The 15,720-nt window shown below is 61.9% G+C and carries 18 protein-coding genes; 12 read left to right on the forward strand and 6 right to left on the reverse strand.

All coding sequences use genetic code 11. The annotated features are described in order from the left end of the window. Window positions 1-8: 8 nt before the first annotated feature. Entirely contained in the window at window positions 9-884 is an 876-nt protein-coding gene (locus DM872_RS26910) for an SDR family oxidoreductase (protein WP_179062263.1), read from the forward strand. Window positions 885-1,130: 246 nt separating this feature from the next. Here the strand turns inward: DM872_RS26910 and DM872_RS26915 are convergent, their stop codons facing one another. The 6 genes from DM872_RS26915 to DM872_RS26940 all read right to left on the reverse strand — a co-directional run bounded on the left by DM872_RS26915 (window position 1,131) and on the right by DM872_RS26940 (window position 5,268). After that, window positions 1,131-1,556, reverse strand: coding sequence for a hypothetical protein (locus tag DM872_RS26915; RefSeq protein ID WP_179062264.1), 426 nt, complete (start codon window positions 1,554-1,556; stop codon window positions 1,131-1,133). A gap of 717 nt (window positions 1,557-2,273) precedes the next feature. Beyond that, window positions 2,274-2,675, reverse strand: a complete 402-nt coding sequence (locus DM872_RS26920; RefSeq protein WP_179062265.1) for a type II toxin-antitoxin system MqsA family antitoxin — start codon at window positions 2,673-2,675, stop codon at window positions 2,274-2,276. 2 nt (window positions 2,676-2,677) lie between these two features. Then, on the reverse strand, window positions 2,678-2,974 hold the full coding sequence (locus DM872_RS26925) for a type II toxin-antitoxin system MqsR family toxin (RefSeq protein WP_179062328.1): 297 nt from the start codon (window positions 2,972-2,974) through the stop codon (window positions 2,678-2,680). Between the two features lie 119 nt (window positions 2,975-3,093). After that, on the reverse strand, window positions 3,094-3,345 hold the full coding sequence (locus DM872_RS26930; protein ID WP_179062266.1) for a hypothetical protein: 252 nt from the start codon (window positions 3,343-3,345) through the stop codon (window positions 3,094-3,096). Beyond that, window positions 3,342-3,809, reverse strand: coding sequence for a BRO-N domain-containing protein (locus DM872_RS26935; RefSeq protein WP_179062267.1), 468 nt, complete (start codon window positions 3,807-3,809; stop codon window positions 3,342-3,344). Before DM872_RS26935 ends, DM872_RS26930 begins: the two co-directional genes overlap by 4 nt. Window positions 3,810-4,341: 532 nt before the next feature. Then, window positions 4,342-5,268, reverse strand: a complete 927-nt coding sequence (locus tag DM872_RS26940; protein ID WP_179062268.1) for a LysR family transcriptional regulator — start codon at window positions 5,266-5,268, stop codon at window positions 4,342-4,344. Between the two features lie 178 nt (window positions 5,269-5,446). Here DM872_RS26940 and DM872_RS26945 point away from each other — a divergent pair, with 178 nt between their 5' ends. The 11 genes from DM872_RS26945 to DM872_RS26995 all read left to right on the forward strand — a co-directional run bounded on the left by DM872_RS26945 (window position 5,447) and on the right by DM872_RS26995 (window position 15,665). Further along, on the forward strand, window positions 5,447-6,787 hold the full coding sequence (locus tag DM872_RS26945) for a dicarboxylate/amino acid:cation symporter (protein WP_179062269.1): 1,341 nt from the start codon (window positions 5,447-5,449) through the stop codon (window positions 6,785-6,787). Between the two features lie 63 nt (window positions 6,788-6,850). Next, on the forward strand, window positions 6,851-7,750 hold the full coding sequence (ttdA, locus tag DM872_RS26950; protein ID WP_179062270.1) for a L(+)-tartrate dehydratase subunit alpha: 900 nt from the start codon (window positions 6,851-6,853) through the stop codon (window positions 7,748-7,750). Next, window positions 7,747-8,355, forward strand: coding sequence for a L(+)-tartrate dehydratase subunit beta (gene ttdB, locus DM872_RS26955; RefSeq protein WP_077524644.1), 609 nt, complete (start codon window positions 7,747-7,749; stop codon window positions 8,353-8,355). Before ttdA ends, ttdB begins: the two co-directional genes overlap by 4 nt. A gap of 240 nt (window positions 8,356-8,595) precedes the next feature. Then, window positions 8,596-9,462, forward strand: coding sequence for an isocitrate lyase/PEP mutase family protein (locus DM872_RS26960; protein WP_179062271.1), 867 nt, complete (start codon window positions 8,596-8,598; stop codon window positions 9,460-9,462). Between the two features lie 407 nt (window positions 9,463-9,869). Beyond that, complete coding sequence (locus DM872_RS26965) at window positions 9,870-11,027, forward strand: acyl-CoA dehydrogenase family protein (RefSeq protein WP_179062272.1); 1,158 nt, start codon at window positions 9,870-9,872, stop codon at window positions 11,025-11,027. Then, complete coding sequence (locus DM872_RS26970) at window positions 11,024-12,211, forward strand: acyl-CoA dehydrogenase family protein (protein ID WP_179062273.1); 1,188 nt, start codon at window positions 11,024-11,026, stop codon at window positions 12,209-12,211. Before DM872_RS26965 ends, DM872_RS26970 begins: the two co-directional genes overlap by 4 nt. Window positions 12,212-12,225: 14 nt before the next feature. Then, window positions 12,226-13,008: an SDR family oxidoreductase gene (locus DM872_RS26975; protein WP_179062274.1), complete on the forward strand. Its 783-nt coding sequence runs from the start codon at window positions 12,226-12,228 to the stop codon at window positions 13,006-13,008. A gap of 2 nt (window positions 13,009-13,010) precedes the next feature. Then, window positions 13,011-13,469: a MaoC family dehydratase gene (locus DM872_RS26980; protein WP_179062275.1), complete on the forward strand. Its 459-nt coding sequence runs from the start codon at window positions 13,011-13,013 to the stop codon at window positions 13,467-13,469. Between the two features lie 153 nt (window positions 13,470-13,622). Continuing rightward, complete coding sequence (locus DM872_RS26985; protein WP_179062276.1) at window positions 13,623-14,825, forward strand: acetyl-CoA C-acyltransferase; 1,203 nt, start codon at window positions 13,623-13,625, stop codon at window positions 14,823-14,825. A 10-nt stretch (window positions 14,826-14,835) separates the two neighbouring features. Further along, window positions 14,836-15,225 (forward strand): nuclear transport factor 2 family protein, encoded by a 390-nt coding sequence (locus DM872_RS26990; protein ID WP_077523862.1) that lies wholly within the window; start codon window positions 14,836-14,838, stop codon window positions 15,223-15,225. Then, complete coding sequence (locus tag DM872_RS26995) at window positions 15,222-15,665, forward strand: nuclear transport factor 2 family protein (protein ID WP_179062277.1); 444 nt, start codon at window positions 15,222-15,224, stop codon at window positions 15,663-15,665. The genes DM872_RS26990 and DM872_RS26995 overlap by 4 nt, the downstream gene beginning before the upstream one ends. Window positions 15,666-15,720: the final 55 nt, after the last annotated feature.

Below are 15,720 nucleotides of genomic sequence, written 5' to 3' on the forward strand. Positions count from 1 at the left end.
AACTCCCCATGCCAATTTGCAAAGACCGCTCCGTCATCATCACCGGCGCCGGCGGCGGGCTGGGCCGGGCCTATGCCCTGGCCTTCGCCGCTGAAGGCGCCAAGGTCCTGGTCAACGACATCAACCTGCCGGCCGCCGAAACCGTGGTCGCTGAGATTCGCGCCAACGGCGGCCAGGCCATCGCCAACAACGGCGACATCACCAACTACGCCGCTGCCGGTGAAATCGTGCGCCAGGCCATCGAGGCCTTCGGCGACCTGCACGTCCTGGTGAACAACGCCGGGATCTGCCGCGACCGCATGTTCGCCAGCCTCACCGAAGCCGACTGGGACGCTGTGATGGCGGTGCACCTCAAGGGACACTTCTGCCTCGCCAGCCACGCCGTGAAGCACTGGCGCGAGCAGTCCAAGGGCGGTGCCCAGGTCAAGGCGCGGATCATCAACACCAGCTCCGGCGCCGGCCTGCAGGGCTCCGTCGGCCAGTCCAACTACGCCGCCGCCAAGGGAGGTATCGCCTCCTTGACCCTGGTGCAGGCCGCCGAACTGGCGCGCTACGGCATCACCGCCAACGCCCTGGCCCCGGCCGCGCGCACGGGCATGACCGAGGACGTGTTCGCCGACGTAATGAAGAAGCCCGAAGACGGCTTCGACCACTTCGCCCCGGAGAACGTCGCGCCGCTGGTGGTCTGGTTGGGCTCCGAAGCCTCCCAGGCGGTCAACGGCCGGATGTTCGAGGTGGAAGGCGGCAAGCTCTCCATCGCCGACGGCTGGCGCCGTGGCCCCGAGTTCGACAAGGGCGCACGCTACCAACCCGGTGAAGTGGGCGAGGTGGTTGAACACCTGCTGGCCGAAGCCGTCCCGGCTCAGAAGGTCTACGGCACCTGATCCCCGCTGCTCTCCTGCTCTTTCTTCTGTGGGGGCGAATTCATTCGCTAAGGGCAGCGCAGCTGCCCCAAATGGCCGGCACGCAATCACCACCGTAGGAGCGAGCTCTGCTCGCGAACAACCCCATCCAAATCCGCTCCCATAGATTTCGCATTCCCCAAAAAGAAAGAAGGCGCCACAGGTGGCGCCTTCTGCCTTTCGAGGTGCATACATCATGAATTGCCTGCCTCTGAACTGCTCCGGGAGTTAGCTGATGCGATTGGCGCCAGTGCGGTCGGCACCGCCTTCAGCTACTTGGAAAGCCGCGGTGCGGTCGGAACCACCTTCAGCGACACGCAGGGCCTGAGAACGCTCGGAACCATTCTCGGCAACATCGAAGGCCTTGGTACGGTCGGAACCACCTTCGGCCACGCGCAGGGCCTGGGAGCGCTCGGAACCATTCTCGGCGACATCGAAGGCCTTGGTACGGTCGGAGCCGCCTTCAGCCACACGCAGGGACTCGGAGCGCTCGGAGCCATTCTCTGCAATGCGGTGGATGCTGGTGCGGTCAGCGCCACCTTCGGCGACGCGGTGGATGGAAGTGCGGTCGGAACCACCCTCGGCAACCGACAGAGCAAAAGCGGAAGCGGACAGGCTGGCGATGAACAGGCTGGCGAAGATTTGCTTTTTCATTTTGGTCACCTTGGTTGGAAGGGGTTGGAACTCGTCTATGGGGCTCATGTTACTGATGTGATTTCGATGAAGAAGTGATGCTGCGTAATGGTTGCTATCGATGCTATTGATGGTTGATTTAGTTTCTATAAAAACAATGAGTTATGCATTTGATCAGTGCGTGGTTACGTCAAGTGGAAAAGCTTTTTCCGTTATCTTGAATAATCAGTTTTCTAGATGCATTCAGGCTGAATTGGCTCATTTTCTGAGCATTTGCTGAATCGAGCCTCGCTGCTACCAGGCGCGCCGGTGGCAGCGAGCCTGCCCTGTCTGCGTTTCAGAGGGCGTCGGCGTCGATGATGGGCTTGGTGAAGTTATGGCGATGTCTCCGTTGCAAGCGAGTGGTCAAGGGGCGCGGTCCCCTGCGTTTCTGGCTTGCAGTTAAACAGTGCGACTTATCTGGCCTGTGTCGATTACCGGGCCATATCGATGCCCATGTATCTCGATGCATTTCAGACACACTGTGATGCATGGCGGCCCTCCCCAGATCCGCCCATCTGTAGGGATCGCCAATGGCAGCGCAGACCGGCACGCGATAACCACCGTAGGAGCGAGCTCTGCTCGCGAACAACCCCTAAGCCAGCGCTATCCTTCAGGCACGAAAAAGCCCGCTCAATGCGGGCTTTGGCACCTCGGTAGACGGGTGACGGTGCGCTTCCCCCAATCTCACGGGCAAGGCTAGGTCGTCCTGACTTCGTTCAATAGTTCCGGGTGGCGATCAAGTATCTTGAGTAGTTTCACCAGAGCCAACGGCGGTTTGGTTTTGCCGTTCTCGTAGCGTGAAAATGCATTGACTCCACCGCCGAAAATCTCGGCCGCTTCACGCTGGTCGAGTGCGAGCTTCTTGCGAACGCTGGCGATGTAGCTTGGATCGACAATCGAAGCATTCACCTGTTTGTTGAATTCCAGCATCGCCGCACTGACGCGGGCCGACTCGGCTGCTTCGAGAACCGTCTCGCCACAAGCCGGGCAGAAGTCACCGGTAACTGTCGGAATGGTGGTCGACTCGTTCTTGTAGGTGTACGGCATATCACGGGTGTCATGCACCAGTTCCGACGCTGCACAAGATGGACATTTCATGTTCATAGCTCCTTGAAGGACACGATGAGCACGTCATCAATGACCGTGAGTTTTAGATAAACCTCTCCGGCTTTCGTGTCAGTTCGGTACACGTCTTGCCAAATCTTGTGATCGGCGTGCGTGCTCATGCTCTTGTAGAAGTCTGCCGGGGCCAGGGCCCTGACAACCCTGACGATTCCTTCAAAATCGAATCCCAACGACGCCCCGCCAGCCAGCGCAGACATTGTGGCGCGTACTTTCCCTGCTTCGACCAAAGCTCTCACGACGGAAAGCTTGCAGTGTGGAGTCCTTTTTTCCATAAAAGTCACGCTAACCTACTAGGTTAAATTTGGCAATTTGATTGGATTCGCCGCCGGTAACCGGCCCAACCCAAAGGCCCCCCTCCAATCCCGGAAGAGGGGCCATCCCACACCTCAACTCACCTCACGCCCAACGGTAACTCCTCCATCTTCACCAACAGCCAGAAGTCCTCCAGGTTGCTGCGAGACAGATGAATCAACGCATCCACCAGCGCGCTTTCCTTGATGTTGTCCAGATAGGGCCCGGGAATCCCCTCCCGTAGCGCCGCATTGTCCAGCACGATCTCCACAATCATCTGCACCGTATGCAGCCGCGAATCCAGACGGTCCAGCAGCTCTCGCAGCCTACGTTCCTCAAGGTCGATGCTCACTCCGACACCTCCTTGCCCGAGGTCATGAACACCGGCAAATACCGCCACGCCACCCACACCTCGCCCTGCCAACGCACCACACCAATGCGCCCGCCCTCGTAGCTCAGAACATCACGGCACGGCGCCGCATCCGGCACCCGGTGATAGTCATGCAGCGTCGGCACCAGCACTTCACTCAGCCAACGGCCGACCTCGCCATGCACAGGCCCGCCAAACTGGAACAGCACCTTGTAGGCGCTGATGTCACTGATGGCCGTCACCTCTTCATGGAAGTCGTGGGTGTAGCCGAGGCGAAGGCTTTGTTGCTCGTGAGGCTCCAGGGCCTGGAGCAGGGGGAGGGAATTGGGGTGGCCGATCAGCCGGGCGAAGTCATGGGCAACGAACCAGGGCTGGTTGTCGACCATCAGGGCGCGCAGGCGGTGGGATTGGTGGTAGAAAACGATGGGGGTGTATGCGTCGTGCATGGTGGTACTCCTGCTAAGAGAAAGAGTTGCCACCTGCGTCGCCAAACGTGGGTGGCAAATCGCGCGGGGTTGGCGAACCGGTTAGCAGGAACCCGGCAGACCCGAAGGTCTCCCCGCGCGATCTGCCATAAAGCGATGCAGGCTTTCTGCATTCGTGCGGGGACCTGCAAGAACCTCCGCCGTTCTCGCAAGCACCTTGCTGGCGCTATCGCGCCTGCTAATGTCGGGTCGCCAAACCCAGCCACGGGATTGACCGTGACGGCGGGGACACTAGCTATGGCGCGCGTAGGGCCTCAAGGCTAACGGGCTGTAGGAAAGTTCTCTGTAGGGAGGAGGAAAGAGAGTCGGAAGTATCTGTAGGAGGTGGCCTTGCAAGAGTATAAACGGGGTGGCAATGGGGGCTGCTTCTGATCAATAGCCGCCTGCCATCACGGGCAACATGCACCATGGGGATTTTTGTTGGAACTCTCCGGCCAGCCGAGGCGCTCGAAGACGATGTGTATTGGCACTGATTGTTTTGACGGGGGGATCGTCACCGCCATTTGACGAGGCTATCGCTCTGTCCATTCGCTTTGTGCTTGAAAACGTCGCGCAGGTGATCGACGAAAAGAGACACCTTTGCAGACAGGTTGAGGCGCTCCAGATAGACGGCATAGATGTCTGCAGGCGGCGTTTCATATTCCCCTAATACCTCTACCAGACGACCATCTCGCAGATGACTGGCAAGGTTCCACTCGGCGCGCATCAAGATACCGTGCCCCTCCAGCGCCCAATTCAATGCCACCTCGCCGTCATTGGTGCTGAGGCCACCACGTACCTTGATCGATTCATTTTGCTTGCCTCGACTGAACCGCCAGATACCGAAGGCGGCATCGTTCTGGCGCAAGACGATGCAGTTGTGCCGCATCAAGTCCTTGGGCGACTCCGGCGTACCGAAGCGCTCCAGGTAGACGGGTGCTGCGCACAGGCGACGTCGATTGGCGGCGATTTTGCGGGCGATCAGCCGGGAGTCGGGTAACTCACCAAAGCGGATGGCGACGTCGATGGCATCGTCCGGCAGATTGATCGGCCGGTCGGTCAGGTGCAGTTGCACCTCGACTTCTGCGTAGCGCGCAACAAAGGAAGAAATCGCCGGCCCTACATGGGTACGACCGAAGCCCAGCGGCGCGTTTACCCGTAGGAGCCCCTTGGGCTCCGCCCGGCTGCTTGCGATCTGGCTCTCCATTTCCTCAATTTCGCCGAGGATTCGCTGGGCGTTGACCAGATAGAGCTCGCCCTCGGCGGTGAGGCTGATGCTACGCGTTGTGCGATTGAGCAGCCGTACACCCAATCGCTGTTCCAACTGCGCCAGCCGCTTGGAGACCGCTGGTGGCGTCAGGTTCAGCTCACGCGCCGTGGCCGCAAGGCTGCCAAGCCTGACCAAGTGGGTGAAGAAGGCCAATTCGGATACCGGGCTCATTAGTAACTCCAAAGAAACAATGAAATAACTTTCATTGTATTACTCAATTTTTGGGAAACCATTAACTTTGACTCCGTGAATTGCCCACACGAACGCTGGGGCATTTGCCCGCCATAGCCCGGTAAAGCCGCCCGGGTGAAACCCAAATCCGACTCACAACAATAATTCGGAGAAAACCATGGCCAAGCGATTCCTAGGAAAGCTCTATGTCCAGGTCCTGATCGGCGTAACCATCGGCATCCTGCTCGGTGTGTTCTGGCCGCAATTTGGTGCCGACCTGAAGCCGGTCGGCGATGCCTTCATCAAGCTGATCAAGATGGTCTTTGCACCGATCATCTTCGCCACCGTTGTGCTCGGCATCGCCAAGATGGAGAACATGAAGGAACTCGGTCGGGTCGGCGTCCGTGCGCTGATCTACTTCGAGGTCCTCTCGACCTTCGCCCTGATATTGGGCCTGGTCGTGGTCAACTTTGTGCAGCCCGGCCAGGGGATGAACGTTGACCCAGCCACCCTCGACACCAAGAGCATCGCCTCCTACACGGCGACTGCGGCGAGTGGCTCCGGCAGTTTCACCGACTTCCTGCTGCACATCATTCCTGCCAGCGTCACCGATGCTTTTGCCAAGAATGAGATCCTACAGATTCTGCTGTTCTCGACCTTGTTCGGCATCGCCCTGTCTCACCTGGGCCCGCGCGGTAAGCCGATGGTAGATGTGCTGGAAGCCTTTTCCCACGGCATGTTCTACATCGTTGGCATGGTCATGCGCGTCGCACCGCTGGCCGCCTGCGGCGCGATGGCCTTCACCGTCGGCAAGTACGGACTGGGCTCGATCGTTTCGCTCGGAAAACTGATGGCGACCATGTACCTGACCTGCTTCCTGTTCGTGGTCATCGTCCTCGGCTTCATCGCTCGTCTATCCGGCTTCAGCCTGTGGAAGTTCCTGAAGTACCTCAAGGAAGAGCTGTTCACCGTGCTTGGTACCAGTTCCTCGGAATCGGTGGTGCCGCAGCTGATGAACAAGCTGGAGAACGTCGGCGTGTCCAAGCCGGTGGTAGGCCTGGTGATCCCCTCTGGGCTGACCTTCAACCCTGACGGCCAGTGCATCTACTACACCATGGCGGCCATCTTCATTGCTCAGGCCACCAATACCCCTCTTTCCTTGATGGACCAATTGATCGTGCTTGGCGTGTTGTTGCTCACCTCGAAAGGTTCGGCAGGCGTCACCGGCTCCGGTTTCATCACCCTCGCCGCGACATTGGCCTCCCTGGACAACATCCCGGTCGCCGGCATGGTGCTGTTGCTCGGAGTCGACCGTTTCATGTCCGAGGCGCGCGCTATCACCAACACCATCGGCAACGCGGTCGGGACCATGGCGATCGCGAAATGGGTCGGTGCCCTCGACAAATCCCGAATGGAAAAGGTGCTGAACGGTACCGACCTGCCGGAACAGAACCAGGCGCAGGAATCATCGGCGCCAAACCACACCGTAAAGCCGGTAACGACAGCCAGCGGCGCCTAGTTCAGCAGGCTCGCCAACGGAATTCCAACAGAACCGCCTTGTGATGCAGTGAGGAGAATCAAAGTGGATAACCAATCAGCCGTTCAATCGCTTACCGACGTGATGGCCAAGTTCACCGCCTACATCGGCAAACGACTGCCGAAAGACGTGAAGGAGAAGACTGCGAAGTTGCGCGCCGCGGAAACCAATTCTCTGGCGATCGAGATCTACGACTCGATGGCCGAGAACCAGGACTACGCGGACAAACTGGACCGCCCGAGCTGCCAGGACACTGGGGTCATCCAGTACTTCATCTCCGCTGGCGCCCGCTTCCCGCTGCTGGGTGAGCTGGAAGGCATCCTGCAGAACGCAACCCTGGAAGCCACCATAAAAGGACCGCTGCGCCACAACGCTGTGGAGACCTTCGACGAGAAGAACACGGGCACCAACACCGGCTCGAAGATCCCATGGCTCGACTGGGAAATCATTCCCGACGCCGACTATGCACTGATCGACGTGTACATGGCCGGTGGCGGTTGCACCCTGCCGGGATCGGCCAAGGTGCTGATGCCCGGCCAGGGTTACGAGGGCGTGACGGAATTCGTCTTCGACGTGATCACTTCACGTGGCGTTAACGCTTGCCCGCCGCTACTGGTCGGTGTCGGCGTGTCCACCTCGGTAGAGACCGCAGCGCGCCTGTCGAAGCGGGCAATCCTGCGCCCGGTGGACTCCAGCCACCCCAACGCGAACGCAGCGATGATGGAAAAGCTTCTTGAGGAAGGGCTCAACGAGATCGGCATTGGCCCGCAGGGGCTGACGGGCAATAGCAGCGTGATGGGTGTGAACATCGAATCCTCGGCGCGCCACCCTTCGACCATCGGCGTCGCCGTCTCCACCGGCTGCTGGGCACACCGTCGCGGCAAGATCCGCATCAACGCCGACCTCTCCTACGACATCCTCTCCCACGAAGGAGTAGTACTGTGAAAAAAGTTCTTTCGACCCCGATCAAGGATGAAGACCTCGCGGCCCTCAACGTCGGAGATGTGGTCTACCTGACCGGCCAACTGGTGACTTGCCGCGACGTGGCGCATCGCCGCCTGATCGAACTCAAGCGCGAACTGCCGGTGGACCTGCGCGGTGGGGCGATCTTCCACGCTGGTCCCATCGTGAAGAAGAAGGACGACGGCAGCTTCGAGATGGTCTCCATCGGCCCGACCACCAGCATGCGCATGGAGAAGTTCGAGCGGCAGTTCATCGAGGAAACCGGCGTCAAGCTGATCATCGGCAAGGGCGGCATGGGCCCGGAAACCACCGCTGGATGCCTGGAGAATAAGGCCGTACACGCGGTATTCCCCGGCGGCTGCGCAGTACTGGCCGCCACCAAGGTAGAGGAAATCGAACGCGCCGAGTGGCAGGACCTGGGCATGCCGGAAACGCTCTGGGTCAACCGAGTTCGTGAGTTCGGTCCCCTGATCATCTCCATCGACACCAAGGGCAATAACCTTTTCGAGCAGAACAAGGCGCGCTTCAACGAACGCAAGGGCGCTGTCATCGAGAAGATCAACAGCCAAGTGCGCTTCATCAAGTGACGTAGGGCGATCCAGGCCGGAGCCGTGATCGCCATCTCTTCAACTGCCCGCGCAAGGAAGGCCATGGACTGGCTACGGCGAGTTTCCGCCCTCCTTGCGCTGGTTTGCGGCGCTTTTCCTCCATTCGCCCATCACTCACTCCGGTCGAATCGGCGACCTACCAACATCTCGACCGTCAGGTACATGTCTTGCACAGCGTGACCGGTAGTAAGGCTCGATAAAGACCCGAGGGATAAGATCATGCAAAAAGCCTGTCACCACGATCTGCGCAGCGCCTTCCGTGCCTTGCTTGAAAGCCCCGCCTGTTATCACACGGCCTCCGTGTTCGACCCTATGTCGGCACGCATTGCCGCCGACCTGGGCTTCGAAGTCAGCATCCTGGGAGGCTCGGTCGCCTCCTTGCAAGTGCTCGCCGCACCTGACATCGCGCTGATCACCCTAAGCGAGTTCGTCGAACAGGCGACCCGTATTGGCCGGGTCGCCCGGCTGCCGGTTATCGCCGACGCCGACCATGGCTACGGCAATGCCCTAAACGCCATGCGAACGGTGATTGAGCTCGAACGCGCTGGTGTAGCCGCGCTCACACTGGAAGACACACTGTTGCCCGCCCAGTTCGGACGCAAATCTTACGACCTGATCAATGTCGAGGAAGGCATCGGCAAGCTGCGCGCCGCCCAGGAAGTGCGCGACGACAAGGCCCTGTCCATCATTGCCCGCACCCACGCCGGAGTGCAGCCGCTCGCCGATGTTGTCCACCGTACCCGCGCCTACCAGGATGCCGGCGCTGACGGAATTTGCCTGGTCGGTGTGAAAGATTTCACTCATCTCGAAGCAATCGCTGAAAACCTGCGCGTACCGCTGATGTTGGTCACCTACGGGAATCCGGAGCTGCGCGATGACCACCGCCTGGCAGAGCTCGGCGTACGCATCGTAGTGGACGGCCATGCAGCGTATTTCGCGGCGATCAAAGCCACCTATGACAGTCTTCGCGAACAGCGCGGCATCACCATCGATATCGGCCTCAGTGCATCAGAACTGGTGACCCGATACACCCATCCTGAGGACTACATCACCTGGGCGCTCGACCACATGAATGTGAGGGAGTGAGGCTGAACCCTGTACTTGGCCAGGACTTGACGATGCGCTGATATCGCCTCATTAACGCGCAAATTGCTGGTTCATGAGGCGCGGCTATGTCAACCAAGACAGTCCCCACCACGCCGCCGGCCTGAACCAACCCGTCTCTTCACACATCAATAAATGCCCCTTCCAGGGGTACGCCCACCGTGCAAACCAGTAAGTTGTCATTACTTGCTGGCCCCTCGTTGGGTTTCGCTGCGCTCTACCCAACCTACGGCCGCCAAGCAGCATTGAGTGCACACACCTACACATTTATCCCGCCACAACGGCCATTCCCCTCGTCGTCCATCCGGACGATTCCCCCTCCAGCACAACTCGCCAGACTCCTTCGCACCAGGGGCGTTCGCCCCGAGAGTCACTAGAAGGCAAGCGTTATGGAATTCGCGTTCAGCGATGAGCAGGAGATGATCCGCGAGTCCGCCGAGAGCTTTCTCGCGGATGTATCCGACTCCGCCGCCGTGCGTGCGGCAATGGCCAGCGACCTTGGCCATGACCCGGCGCTCTGGCAGCGCGTATGCAGCGAGATGGTCTGGCCGGCCATCCATATTCCCGAAGCCTATGGCGGCCTCGGCTTGGGCTTCGTCGAACTGGCGATCCTGCTGGAGCAGATGGGCCGCCGCCTGTTCTGCTCGCCGTTCTTTGCCAGTGCTTGCCTCGCCACCCCGGCCCTGCTGCTGGGCGGGAGCGAGGAGCAGAAAGCGAAATGGTTACCGCAACTGGCCGAAGGCAGCCTGACGGCTACCCTGGCGTACGCCAGCAATACCCGTAACGGGCTGGATTCGGTACAGGCCAATGTGCGCGATGAGGGCAAAGGCTTTGTCCTCGATGGCAAGCTGCGCCAGGTGATCGATGGCCACAGCGCTGGCTTGCTGATCGTGGCGGCTCGGGGTAGCGAGGGCATCGGCCTGTTCGTCATTCCGTCTGACACGCCGGGCATCAGCCGCAGGCTGGTACCGACCCTGGACCAGACCCGCAAACTGGCCGAAGTCGAACTCAACCATGTTTACGTGGGTGCCGATGCTGCGCTCGGCATCCCGGGGCAGGGCGGTGAGCTGCTGGAGAAAGTCCTCCAACTGGCTTGCGTGGCCTTGGCCGCCGAGCAGACCGGCGGCGCCCAGCAGTCCCTGGACCTGACCCTGGCCTACACCGCCGAGCGGCAGCAGTTCGGTCGCGCCATCGCCAGCTTCCAGGCCATCAAGCACCGCGCCGCCGACATGATGCTGGAGGTGGAATGCGCGCGTTCGGCGGCCTTGTATGCCGCCTGTGTGGCCGAAGAAGTCCTGGCCGGCAATGGCGACCCGGACGTCGCCGCCGAACTGCCCCTGGCCGCCGCCCTCGCCAAGTCGCGCTGCTCGGAGGCCTTCTTCCATTGCGCGGCGGAATCCATCCAGTTGCATGGCGGCGTCGGCTTCACCTGGGAGTACGACCCGCACCTCTACTTCAAGCGCGCCCGGGCCAGCGAAGCCCTGTTCGGCGCGCCGTCCTGGCACCGCGAGCGCATCGCCGTCGCCCTCCTGGGGGAATACGCATGAAGATCAGTTTCAGTGAGGCCGACGAAGCCTTCCGTCGCGAGGTGGCCGGCTGGCTGGCCGACAACCTTTGCGGTGAGTTCGAAACGCTGCGCTTTCGCGGTGGACCGGGCGACGAACACAGCTTTCCCGAGGAGCGTAAGGCCTGGGAGCGCAAGCTCGCCGAAGGGGGCTGGACCTGTGTGGGCTGGGCGCCGGAACACGGTGGGCGCGGTCTTTCCATCAACCAGCAGGTGATCTTCCACGAGGAGTACGCCCGGGCTGGCGGTCCTGGCCGCATGGGGCACATCGGTGAGGGACTGGCCGGGCCGACCATCGCCGCCTTTGGCACCGACGATCAAAAGCGCCGCCTGCTGCCGGGCATCGTCGCCGGCACCGAGTTCTGGTGCCAGGGCTACTCCGAGCCCGCCGCGGGCTCTGACCTGGCCAACGTGAAGACCCGCGCCGTGCTGGAAAACGGCCAGTGGCGCATCAGCGGGCAGAAGGTCTGGACCTCGCTCGCCCACGAATCCGAATGGTGCTTCGTCATTGCCCGTACCGAGGCGGGTAGCGTCGGCCACCAGGGGTTGTCGTTCCTGCTGGTGCCCATGCACCAGCCGGGCATCACGGTACGCCCCATCGAGCAGCTCACCGGCACCTCCGAGTTCAACGAAGTGTTCTTCGACGAGGCGCTGACCGACGCCGACAACATTCTCGGCGCGCCGGGCGATGGCTGGAAGATCGCCATGGCCCTGCTCGGCTTCGAGCGCGGCGTGTCCACCCTCGGCCAGCAGATGCTGTTCCAGAATGAACTGGAAGAGATCATCCAGATCGCCCGCACCAATGGCGCCGCGCGTGACCCGTTGCTGCGCCAGCGTATCGCTGAAGCCTGGGGCGGACTGCGCATCCTGCGCTACAACTCCCTGCGCATGCTTTCCGGTGCCCAGGATGGCGGGCTGCGCCGCGAGGCGATGATCTACAAGCTGTGCTGGGCCAACTGGCACGTGGCCCTGGGCAAGCTGGCCATGGACGTGCTCGGCCCCGACGCCGAACTGCTGGAAGACGGGCCGTACCAACTCGGCCGACTGCAGTCGATGTTCCTCTTCAGCCGCTCCGACACCATCTACGGCGGCACCAACGAAATCCAACGCAACATCATCGCCGAACGCGCGCTGGGCATGCCCCGCGAGCCGCGCGTGCGCGCCTGACCCGAGGACCTTGCATGAGCACTCCCACCTACGTTCCCGGCCACGGCCTGCTGCGCGGCAAGTCGGTGCTGATCACCGCCGCCGCTGGTGCCGGTATCGGTTTCTCCGCCGCCCTGCGTGCCGCTGAGGAAGGCTGCCGGGCGATGATGATCAGCGATATCCATGAAGGCCGCCTGCAGGAAGCGGCAGCAAAGATCCGCGAAGCCACTGGGCTTGAGCGCGTCCATACCTGCGTGTGCAACGTCACCAACGAAGAGCAGGTGCAGGCCCTGGTAGCCGCCGCCGAGCGCGAACTGGGCGGCGTCGATGTGCTGATCAACAACGCCGGCCTCGGCGGTTCGCGCCTGCTGGTGGAGATGGGCGATGAGGAGTGGAATCGCGTCCTCGACGTGACCCTCACCGGCACCATGCGCATGACCCGCGCCATGCTGCCGAAGATGATGGATCGCGGTCGCGGTGTGATCGTCAACAACGCTTCGGTCCTCGGCTGGCGCGCGCAGAAGGAACAGAGCCACTACGCCGCGGCCAAGGCCGGTGTCATGGCCCTGACCCGCTGCGCAGCAGTGGAAGCGGCCGAGCATGGCATCCGCATCAACGCGGTAAGCCCGAGCATCGCCCTGCACGACTTCCTGAAGAAATCCGCACCCAAGGAACTGCTGGATCAGCTCGCCTCCCGCGAAGCCTTCGGCCGCGCCGCTGAAGTCTGGGAAGTGGCCAACGTGATGATGTTCCTGGCCAGCGACTACAGCTCCTACATGACCGGCGAAGTGCTGTCGGTCTCCAGCCAGAGGGCATAAGCATGTCGACGATCTTCGCGACACCGGCCGCCTTGCTGGAGCACGTTGGTGAACAGCTGGGCGTGAGCGACTGGATCAGCGTCGAGCAATCACGCATCGACCAGTTCGCTGAAGCTACCGGCGACCACCAGTGGATTCATGTGGACCCTGTCCGCGCCGCCACCGGCCCCTTCGGCGCCTGCATCGCCCACGGCTACCTGACCCTGGCCCTGGTCAACCTCTTCCTGCCGCAGATAGTCGAGGTGCGCGGCATCTCCATGGGGGTGAACTACGGCTGCGAGAAGGTGCGCTTCCCCAACGTCGTCCGTGCCGGCAGCCGCGTGCGCGGCAGCGCCCAACTGGTCGCCGCCGAAGAAGTGAAGGGCGGCATTCAGGCCACCATCCGCGTCAGCGTGGAGATCGAGGGCGAAGAGCGGCCGGGCTGCGTGGTGGACACCATCAGTCGGTATTACTCGGCCTGATCCCGCTTTTTCCCTGTGGGGGCGAATTCATTCGCTAAAGGGCAGCGCAGCTGCCCCTTCAGGCCTTGCAGGGCAGACCTGCGGTCTGCATAGCGAATGAATTCGCCCCCACAAAGAAGCCATAGCCGGCCAACGAATTTCGAGGACAACCCAATGAAAGAAGCCGTACTCGTATCCACCGCCCGCACCCCCATCGGCAAGGCCTTCCGGGGTGCCTTCAACGACACCGAAGCGCCGCTGATGGGCGGCCATGTGGTGCGCGAAGCACTGCGTCGTGCCGGTGTCGAAGGGGGCGAAGTGGACGACGTGATCATGGGCGCCGCCGCCCAGCAGGGCACCCAGGCCTATAACCTCGGCCGCCTCTGCGCGGTGGCCGCCGGGCTGCCGTCCAGCGTCGCCGGCATGGCCGTGGAACGTCAGTGTTCTTCCGGTCTGATGAGCATTGCCCTGGCCGCCAAGAGCATCATGTGCAACGAGATCGACATCGCTGTTGCCGGTGGCCTGGAGTCCATCTCCCTGGTGCAGAACAAGCACAAGAACAGCTACCGCAACCAGTCCGAAGCGGTGCTGGCGCAGGATCCGCGCGCCTACATTCCGATGATCGAGACGGCGGAAATCGTCGCCGAGCGCTACGGCATCTCCCGCGAGGCCCAGGACGAATACAGCTACCAGAGCCAGATGCGCACCGCCCTGGCGCAGAGCGCAGGTCTGTTCGATACCGAGCTGGCGCCACTGACCGTACGCAAGCTGGTGACGGACAAGGCCACCGGCGAAAGCCGTCATGAATCCGTGACCCTCACGCGCGACGAATGCAACCGTGCCGATACCACCCGCGAAAGCCTGCGCGCCCTGGAGCCCGTGTGGCAGGGCGGCCAGTGGAGCGGTGCCGGTCGCTTCATCACCGCCGGCAACGCCTCGCAGCTTTCCGACGGCGCCAGTGCTTCGGTGCTGATGAGTTCGCGCGAGGCCGAGCGCCGGGGCCTGGAACCCCTGGGCATCTACCGCGGCCTGGCGGTGGCGGGCTGCGATTCCGATGAGATGGGCATCGGCCCGGTGTTCGCCATTCCCAAGCTGCTCAAGCGCCACGGCCTGACGATGGATCACATTGGCCTGTGGGAGCTGAACGAGGCGTTCGCCTGCCAGGTCATCCACTGCCGCGACACCCTGGGGATTCCCGACGAGCGCCTGAACGTCAACGGCGGTGCCATTTCCATCGGCCATCCCTTCGGCATGTCCGGCGCGCGCATGGTCGGCCACGCGCTGGTCGAGGGCAAGCGCCGTGGTCTTCGCTACGTGGTGGTAAGCATGTGCATTGGTGGTGGCATGGGTGCCGCCGCTCTGTTCGAAGTGGCTTGAGGAAACTCCGATGATCAGTCCAAAACAAGTACAAGAAACCATGGCCCGCTACGTCGAACTGGTGGACGCCTGCGATATCGACGGCATCGTCGCGCTCTACGCCGCCGATGCCACCGTGGAAGACCCCGTTGGCAGCCCGCCCCATGTGGGCATCGAGGCCATCGACCGCTTCTACCGCGAGGGGCTGGGCCGCGCCAACGCTCGTGCTCGCCGCACCGGCCCGGTTTCCGCCAGCCACGCCGGCAGCGGAGCGGTGCCCTTCTGCGTGGACCTGGTGTGGAACGGTGCGCCGTGCTCCATCCAGGTGATCGACGTGATGGAGTTCGACGCCGAAGGTCGCATCCGCTCCATGAAAGCCTTCTGGGGCGAGGCCAACCTGGTGGCGAGGGACGCATCATGAGCCTTGAGGCGCGCATCGCCGGATTGGAAGCGCTGGAAGCCATCCGCCTGCTCAAGCACCGCTACTTCAACGCCTGCGACCTCAAGGACGTTGAGGCGATTCGCGAGTGCTTCGCTGAAGGTCCCATCGCCATCGACTACGGCCCGGTGGGCACCTTCCAGGAGCGCGACAGCTTTGTCGCGCTCTACCAAGCTCTGGCCTGCAACGAACGGGTGATCGACCTGCACCACGGCGCCAACCCGGAAATCGAGCTGGCGGGGGAGGGCGAAGCGGTCGGACGCTGGGCGCTCTACTACTTCAACCTCGACGCCGAGACGCGTGCCACGCGGCAACTGGGTGGGATTTACCAGGATCGTTATCGGTGCATCGATGGGCGCTGGAAGATCGTCGAGACGGTGTTCAGGGCGAATTCGATGGTGGAGTCCGCTGCGACCACTTGATGGGTATCGCTCCGCTCCACCGCATCCTACGAAGTCTGTCCGTAGGATGGGTGGA

Origin of the sequence: Pseudomonas taiwanensis, assembly GCF_013393345.1 — a bacterium.
Lineage (GTDB): Bacteria > Pseudomonadota > Gammaproteobacteria > Pseudomonadales > Pseudomonadaceae > Metapseudomonas > Metapseudomonas resinovorans_C.